The sequence below is a fragment of the Brevundimonas sp. genome, from assembly GCF_036677305.1.
GTDB lineage: Bacteria > Pseudomonadota > Alphaproteobacteria > Caulobacterales > Caulobacteraceae > Brevundimonas.
Map to the genome: position 1 here is coordinate 1 of NZ_JAKFEB010000108.1, position 7,111 is coordinate 7,111.

The 7,111-nt window shown below is 67.8% G+C and carries 9 protein-coding genes and 1 tRNA gene; all 10 read right to left on the reverse strand.

The genetic code is table 11. From position 1 onward, the window contains the following. Nucleotides 1-1,630, reverse strand: a 1,630-nt coding sequence (locus V6M42_RS06440) for a M3 family oligoendopeptidase (RefSeq protein WP_332677907.1), incomplete at its 3' end; no start/stop codon positions are given. Nucleotides 1,631-1,670: 40 nt separating this feature from the next. Continuing rightward, the gene (locus tag V6M42_RS06445; protein WP_332677908.1) at nt 1,671-2,174 is read right to left on the reverse strand and encodes an NUDIX hydrolase; all 504 of its coding nucleotides are present in this window, start codon (nt 2,172-2,174) and stop codon (nt 1,671-1,673) included. After that, entirely contained in the window at nt 2,174-3,175 is a 1,002-nt protein-coding gene (locus tag V6M42_RS06450; RefSeq protein ID WP_332659984.1) for an inorganic phosphate transporter, read from the reverse strand. The genes V6M42_RS06445 and V6M42_RS06450 overlap by 1 nt, the downstream gene beginning before the upstream one ends. An 11-nt stretch (nt 3,176-3,186) precedes the next feature. After that, nucleotides 3,187-3,831: a DUF47 domain-containing protein gene (locus tag V6M42_RS06455; RefSeq protein WP_332677909.1), complete on the reverse strand. Its 645-nt coding sequence runs from the start codon at nt 3,829-3,831 to the stop codon at nt 3,187-3,189. 110 nt (nt 3,832-3,941) lie between these two features. Beyond that, nucleotides 3,942-4,538, reverse strand: a complete 597-nt coding sequence (locus tag V6M42_RS06460) for a DUF2059 domain-containing protein (protein ID WP_332677910.1) — start codon at nt 4,536-4,538, stop codon at nt 3,942-3,944. Between the two features lie 83 nt (nt 4,539-4,621). Beyond that, entirely contained in the window at nt 4,622-5,311 is a 690-nt protein-coding gene (gene rplA / locus V6M42_RS06465; RefSeq protein ID WP_332659990.1) for a 50S ribosomal protein L1, read from the reverse strand. 4 nt (nt 5,312-5,315) lie between these two features. Next, a complete protein-coding gene (rplK, locus tag V6M42_RS06470) occupies nt 5,316-5,747 on the reverse strand; it encodes a 50S ribosomal protein L11 (RefSeq protein WP_055829960.1) in 432 nt (143 codons plus the stop codon). 298 nt (nt 5,748-6,045) lie between these two features. Then, nucleotides 6,046-6,621 (reverse strand): transcription termination/antitermination protein NusG, encoded by a 576-nt coding sequence (gene nusG, locus V6M42_RS06475; RefSeq protein WP_332659992.1) that lies wholly within the window; start codon nt 6,619-6,621, stop codon nt 6,046-6,048. 12 nt (nt 6,622-6,633) lie between these two features. Further along, nucleotides 6,634-6,924, reverse strand: a complete 291-nt coding sequence (gene secE, locus V6M42_RS06480) for a preprotein translocase subunit SecE (RefSeq protein WP_332659994.1) — start codon at nt 6,922-6,924, stop codon at nt 6,634-6,636. Between the two features lie 64 nt (nt 6,925-6,988). Further along, a tRNA-Trp gene (locus V6M42_RS06485) sits at nt 6,989-7,064 on the reverse strand. Nucleotides 7,065-7,111: the final 47 nt, after the last annotated feature.

The following is a 7,111-nucleotide window of genomic DNA, read 5'->3' on the forward strand; positions in this document are numbered from 1 at the left end:
TGGCCCGCGTCTCCATCAGCGCCGCCACCAGCAGGTCTCCGAAGGCGTAGGCGTAGACGTAGAAGGGCGAGTGGACGAAGTGGCTGACATAGCTCCACCAGTGCTCGTAACCGGCGTTCAGGGTCACCGCCGGCCCCAGCGACGCCCCCATCTCCTCCATCCAGATCTCGCCGATCCGCTCGGCAGGAAGCTCCCCCGCCGCCCGCTCGTCGTGGAACCGCGTCTCGAACCGGTGGAAGGCGATCTGGCGCACCACGGTGTTCAGTCCGTCCTCGATCCGCCCGGCCAGCAGGCCGCGCTGCTCGTCCTTCGGCGCGGTTTTCAGCAACCGGTCGAAGGTCAGACCCTCGGCGAAGATCGACGCCGTCTCGGCCAGGGTCAGCGGCGTATCGGCCAGCAAACTCCCCTGCCCCGCCGCCAGCGTCTGGTGCACCCCGTGCCCCAGCTCATGCGCCAGAGTCAGCACGTCGCGCCGCTCGCCCATCCAGTTCAGGAACACATAGGGGTGCCGGTCCGAGGTCACCGGGTGCGCATAGGCGCCCGACTGTTTCCCCGGCCGCGCCTTGCCGTCGATCCACGGCCTGTCGAAGAAGCCGCCCGCCCGCTCCGCGAACTCGGGCCCCAGGTCCGAGAAACTCTCCAGCACCAGCTGCTTGCCCGCCGCCCAGTCGTAGCCGCGCGGCGCGGTCGTCTCGATCGGGGCGTTGCGGTCCCACTGGTCCAGCTTCGCCTTGCCCATGGCCCGGGCCTTGAGCGCGTAATAGCGGTGCGACAGCCTCGGATAGGCGGCCGCCACGGCCTCCGCCATCGCATCGACCGAGTCGCCGTCGACTTCATTGGACAGATGCCGTCCGTCAGCGGGCCGTTTGAAGCCCCGCCACTTGTCTTCCAGCGCCTTGTCGGCCGCGACCGTGTTCATGACCATCGCCATGGTCGTCGTCCGCGCGGCCAGCGCCGCGTTCAGCCCTTCCGCCGCCGACTTGCGCCGCGCCGCCTTCGGGTCCGACAGCCGGTTCAGCGCCTCGGCCAGGGTCAGCTCGTCCTTGCCCGTCCTGACCTTCATCGCCGCCAGGGTCTCGTCGAACAGCCGCGGCCACTGGGCGCTGATCGGCCCGCGCTCGGCCAGGAAGGTCTCCAGCTCCTGCGACAACTCATGCGGCTTCATCGCCCGCACCCGCCGCAGCCAGGGGCTCCAGCGCGCGGCCGCCGGATGCGCCGCCAGGGCGGCCTCGACCTCGGCCTCCTCCAGCTGGTTGACCTCCAGCGTGACCCAGACGGTCGGCGTGGCGATGGCCGTCATCTTCTCGCGCACCGTGGCCTCGAAGCCCGTCGCCGCCGCGTCGTTGCGGTTCGTCGACGCCGCCAGGAAGGCGTAGGCCCCCAGCCCGCCCAGCACGTCGGACGCCTGTTCGTACAGGGTCACGGCCCGGTTCAACCGCTCGCCCAGCGCGGCCGCATCCGCCCGCGCCCCGACCAGCTGGCCCTGCAGGGCGTTCAGCTCGGCCACCAGCCCCTTCGCCCGCTCCAGATCGGCCTCGATGCGGGCGTCGTCGCGCGAGGCGTACAGGTCGGACAGGTCCCACAGCGGGGCGTCCAGCGGATCGGCGGGGGTCTTGAAGGGAGCGTTCATGCCCTCCGTTGTGGGGACGCCGCGCGCCCCGCGCAACGGCCTAGGGCCTCCAGGCGCGCCGGAGTCTGGCGATGACGGCGGCCAGGGAGAAGGACCCCCGGGAGCGCGCCCCGGGCTCAAAGGCCGCGATCAGGGCTTTCAGGTCCGTTTCGTCGACCCGTTGCACGGCTTCGTCCCGGCTGACCCAGACGCGCTCGCGTTCGCCGCGTTCCTGCCAGTCGTCGTGTTCGACCCGCACCTCGAGGGGATAGACGGCGACCACGCACCAGCGCGGCGCCCGTCGCTTCAGGACCTTGAGATAGCGGAAGGTCCCCAGCGGCTCATGTCCGATCACGCCCTCGATCCCGGCCTCCTCCAGCGCTTCGATCGCCGCGGCTTCCGCATCGGTCCTGCCGGGCATGCGGCCGCCCTTGGGCGTCACCCAGCGCCGGGTCTCGCGAGAGGTGATCAGCATGATCTCCAGCCCGGCCGCCGTCCGCCGCCATGGCAGGGCCGCGACCTGACGCCGCTCGGCCGTCCGGGTGCGGATGACGTCGCCTTCCATCAGGTCAGGAAGGCTCCGCCGATCCAGAAGAACAGGGCCGCGATGGCGGCCGAGGCGGGCATGGTGATGAACCAGGCGGTGACGATGCTCCGCGCCACGCCCCAGCGCACGGCCGAGGCCCGCCGCGCCGCGCCCACGCCGACGATGGCGCCGGTGATGGTGTGGGTGGTCGACACGGGGATGCCGAGGCCCGTCGCCATGAACAGGGTGATCGCGCCGCCGGTCTCGGCGCAGAAGCCCTGCTGCGGGCTCAGGCGCGTGATCCGCGATCCCATGGTGTGGACGATGCGCCAGCCGCCGAACAGCGTGCCGAGGGCGATGGCCGCCTGACAGGTGATGACCACCCAGAACGGCACCATGAACTCCGATCCCGGCGGCGCGCGGGAATACAGCAGCACGGCGATGATCCCCATCGTCTTCTGCGCGTCATTGCCCCCGTGCCCCAGCGAATAGGCCGAGGCCGAGACGAACTGCAGACGGCGGAAGACCTTGTCGGCGAACGACGGATTGGCCTTCACGAACGCCCAGGAGACGATGAAGACCAGCACCAGGGCGAGGGCGAACCCGACGGCGGGCGACAGGAAGATGGCCGCCACGGTCTTGGTCACGCCGGCGACCACGATGACGCCCGGCCCCGCCTTGGCGATCCCCGCGCCCAGCAGCCCGCCGATCAGGGCGTGCGAGCTCGACGACGGAATCCCGGCCAGCCAGGTGATGACGTTCCAGCTGATCGCCCCCATCAGGGCGCCGAAGATCACCTGATCGGTGATGATGTCGGGGTCGATGATGCCCCTCCCGATCGTGTCGGCCACGTGCAGGCCGAAGAACAGGAAGGCGATGAAGTTGAAGAAGGCCGCCCAGCCCACCGCATAGACCGGCGGCAGCACCCGCGTGGCCACGATGGTGGCGATGGAGTTGGCGGCGTCGTGCAGGCCGTTCAGGAAGTCGAACAGCAGGGCGACCGCGATCAGGAAGATCAGGATCAGCAGGGGACCGTCCATCGGGCCGCCTCCTACAGGTGTTCGACCAGAACGCCGTTGATCCGGTTGGCGACGTCCTCGAACCGGTCGACCACCTTCTCCAGATGGTCATAGACCTCGGCGCCGGTGATGAAGGCCATGGGGTCGCTGACCTTGTGGGCCTGATACAGCGCCTTCATGCCCTGGTCGTACAGGGTGTCGCTGTCGCTCTCGAGCCGCGCGATCTTCTCCGTCAGCTCGTTCAGCCGTCCGTGGTTGCGCCGCATGGCCGGCAGCAGGCTGACCGCCTCGACGGTCAGAAGGGCCGCGTCCACGGCGATGTCGCCTAGCTGGCGCATGTGCGGCGCGAAAGACCGCATTTCGTACAGGGTGATGACCTTGGCGGTCTTCTGCATCTGGTCGATGGAGTCATCCAGCGAGTTCGTCAGCCCGCGGATGTCCGACCGGTCGAACGGGGTGATGAAGCTGCGGCGCACGGCGAACAGCACCTCGCGGGCCACCTCGTCCGCCTCATGCTCGTGATCGACGATCTTCTGGCACCAGTGCGGCACCTCCTCGCCGCCTTCCAGCACCTTGCGCAGCGCCTCGGCGCCCTTGATCAGGGTCGCCGCGTGGGCGTCGAACAGGCGGAAGAAATTGTCTTCCTTCGGCAGCAGTGTCTGGAACCAGCCCAGCATCGACGAATCTCCCGCGCAACCCTGTGCGGTCACTCCCGCGTCCGCGCCCATGCGTCAACCCGTCAGCGGTCGGACGGTTCAGGCCTCAGGTCCGGAGACCCGTCGGGCCGTCAGTTCGAGGGCTTGCTGCTCAGGGGCAGTGCGGAGCCGTACGCCTCGCCCTGCATCATGGCCCGCATCTCGGCGGGGTCGCACCCGAAGCGCGCGCAGATCCGGGTGGCCATCTTCTCGAACAGCTGGGGCATGACCGACATCATGGCGGCGTTGGCTTCCGGCGCGCTGGAGATGCTCTTCTCGGCGATCGATCGTCCCAGTTCCGAGTCAAAGAAGGTCACCAGCGCCGTCAGTTCCGCCTCGGAGAAGGTGCGGGCGTAGACCGGCACCAGCCGGTCCAGCATGTCCGGCATCAGGTCGACGGTCAGTTCGGTGGCCAGATCGACCATGAAGGCCCGGTCCTCGGCGGGGATCTCGCGCATCGACGGGTCGTCATTGGCCTGACCCACGATCATGCTCCGGATGGCCTCTTCCATCTGGTCGCTCTGGGTCAACTCGATATAGCGCCGGCTCAGATGCATCTGCCGGGCGGACGGCTGGTCCGCGCCGGGCTGCGGCGCTGCCTTGGCCTGCGCCATGGCCCCCGACGCCAGCGCAAGTGCGGAGAAAAGAACGATCCAGAAGCGCATGCCCAGCCCTTTCGTGCGCCTCAATATCCGCCTCTCCCTGCACCCGCGCAAACAAAAAGGGCGGCAGACCCTGCGGTCGCCGCCCTTCCCGTAGCAGTTCAGGTCGATCAGACGTTCAGCGACGCCGGGTCGATCTTGAAGCCCGGTCCCATGGTCGAGGACAGGGTGATGCGCTTGACGTAGGTGCCCTTGGCGCCGGCCGGACGGGCCTTTTGCAGGGCGTCCACATAGGCCTTCACGTTGGCTTCGAGGGCTTCCTGGGTGAAGGAGGCCTTGCCGATGCCGCCGTGCGCGATGCCGGCCTTCTCGACGCGGAACTCGACCGCGCCGCCCTTGGCGTCCTTGACCGCTTGCGCGACGTTCGGAGTCACGGTGCCGACCTTGGGGTTCGGCATCAGGCCGCGGGGGCCCAGCACCTTACCCAGACGACCGACCAGGGCCATCATGTCCGGGGACGCGATGACGCGGTCGAAGTCCATGAAGCCGCCGTTGATCTTCTCGTACAGATCCTCGGCGCCCACGACGTCGGCGCCGGCGGCCAGGGCTTCAGCAGCCTTGGCGTCCTTCGCGAACACAGCCACCCGGACGTCACGACCCGTGCCCGAGGGCAGGTTCACGACGCCGCGGACCTGCTGGTCGGCGTGACGGGGATCGACGCCCAGGTTGACGGCGATCTCGATCGACTCGTCGAACTTGGCGGTGGCGTTGGTTTTGACGGCGGCGATCGCCTCGGCGAAGCCCATCGGGGCGACGGTGTCGCCGGTGCGGGCTTTGACGCGCTTGGTTTGCTTGGCCATGTGCTTAGCCCTCCACGACGTTGAGGCCCATGGCGCGAGCCGAGCCTTCGATGATCTTGGTCGCGGCGTCCAGGTCGTTCGCGTTCAGATCCTTCATCTTCTTTTCGGCGATCTCACGCAGCTGGCTGCGCTTGATCTTGCCGGCCACTTCGCGGCCCGTCATCTTCGAGCCCGACGTGATGCCGGCGGCCTGCTTGATGTAGTGGGTCGCGGGCGGGGTCTTGGTGACGAAGGTGAAGCTCTTGTCCTGGTAGACCGTGATCACGGTCGGCAGGGGGGTGCCCTTCACTTCCTTCTCGGTGCGCGCGTTGAACTCCTTGACGAAGCCCATGATGTTCACGCCGCGTTGACCCAGTGCGGGCCCGATCGGGGGCGAAGGCGTGGCGTTGCCGGCCGGCACCTGCAATTTGATGTAGCCGAGAATCTTCTTGGCCATTGGTCTCTCCTGTGATGACCCCGAACTCAATCGGGGCCGGTGAGCCGTGGTCTGGCATGGCTGCCTCCCACGGATTTGCGTGACTGCTCACGCCGCCCTGTTCAGAGCGAGGCGCGCGTGTAGCAGAAGCGGCGGGCTGAAGCAACGCGTTCTCCCTCCCCCGAAGTGGGGAGGGACGGCGAAGCGAAGCGGAGCCCGGGTGGGGAAGTTCGAAGCATCCACGGACCGTGCTTGAGGTGGCGTTCCCCACCCGGATCGCTGACGCGATCGTCCCTCCCCATGAAGGGGAGGGAGAAACTCAGCCCGCGCTCTTCTCGACCTGATTGTATTCCAGATCGACCGGGGTCGGACGGCCGAAGATGGACACCGCGACCCGCAGGCGCGCCGCGTCCTCGTCGACGCTCTCGACCTGGCCGTCGAAGCTGGCGAACGGGCCGTCGATGACCTTGACGGTCTCGCCGATGTCGAAGCGGATGGTGGGTTTCGGACGTTCGACGCCCTCCTCCACCTGGCCGATGATGTTCTGGACCTCGCGCTCCGAGACCGGCAGCGGCTTGGTGCCGCCCGCGGCGCCCAGGAAGCCGGTGACCTTCGGCGTGTTCTTGACCAGGTGGTAGGCGTCGTCGGTCATCTCCATCTTCACCAGCACATAGCCGGGGAAGAATTTGCGCTCCGAGTTGACCTTGCGGCCGCGGCGGATCTCGACGACGTCCTCGGTCGGCACCAGGATTTCAGAGAAGCAATCCTCCAGGCCCTGCTGGCGCGCCTGGTCCGTCAGGTGCTGGGCGACCTTCTTCTCGAAGTTCGAATAGGCGTGGACGATGTACCACTTGTGCCGGGGATTGGCGGCGGGCTTGGACGTTGCGTCGGTCATGGGGGGTCTTTCTTACTGGCCGATCGCGAGCACGATGCGCGACAGGAAGGCCAGGCCGGTGTCGACGACGAAGAAGAAGATCGAGGCGATCACCACCATGATCAGCACCATCACCGAGGTGATCCAGGTCTCCTTGCGGCTCGGCCACACGATCTTGCGGCCTTCGGCGCGAACCTGGCTGGCGAATTGCGGGATCGAGGTCCGCTTTTTCGGCGCGACGGCGTCAGCCGCCACGGCCGCGCCGGCGATGGCGGGCTGGACGGTCTGTGTACGGCGCCCCGAAGGGCTCTTGGCCTTGGCCATGCTCGGTTCTCGTTCTCAACGCAGTCTGACGATGCAGATGGGGACCCGCACCGTCAGTGAAAAGTGGCAGGAGTGGAGGGACTCGAACCCACGACCCTCGGTTTTGGAGACCGATGCTCTACCAGCTGAGCTACACTCCTAGGTCCCGGTGGAAACTACAACGCGCCAGAGGGTAAGTCCCCCGGGC

Coding starts and splice junctions, on each gene's coding strand:
- rplK (WP_055829960.1), bottom strand. CDS start 5,747: ATGGCCAAGAAGATTCTCGGCTACATCAAATTGCAGGTGCCGGCCGGC.
- nusG (WP_332659992.1), bottom strand. CDS start 6,621: ATGACCGACGCAACGTCCAAGCCCGCCGCCAATCCCCGGCACAAGTGG.
- rplA (WP_332659990.1), bottom strand. CDS start 5,311: ATGGCCAAGCAAACCAAGCGCGTCAAAGCCCGCACCGGCGACACCGTC.
- secE (WP_332659994.1), bottom strand. CDS start 6,924: ATGGCCAAGGCCAAGAGCCCTTCGGGGCGCCGTACACAGACCGTCCAG.
- V6M42_RS06455 (WP_332677909.1), bottom strand. CDS start 3,831: ATGCTGGGCTGGTTCCAGACACTGCTGCCGAAGGAAGACAATTTCTTC.
- V6M42_RS06450 (WP_332659984.1), bottom strand. CDS start 3,175: ATGGACGGTCCCCTGCTGATCCTGATCTTCCTGATCGCGGTCGCCCTG.
- V6M42_RS06445 (WP_332677908.1), bottom strand. CDS start 2,174: ATGGAAGGCGACGTCATCCGCACCCGGACGGCCGAGCGGCGTCAGGTC.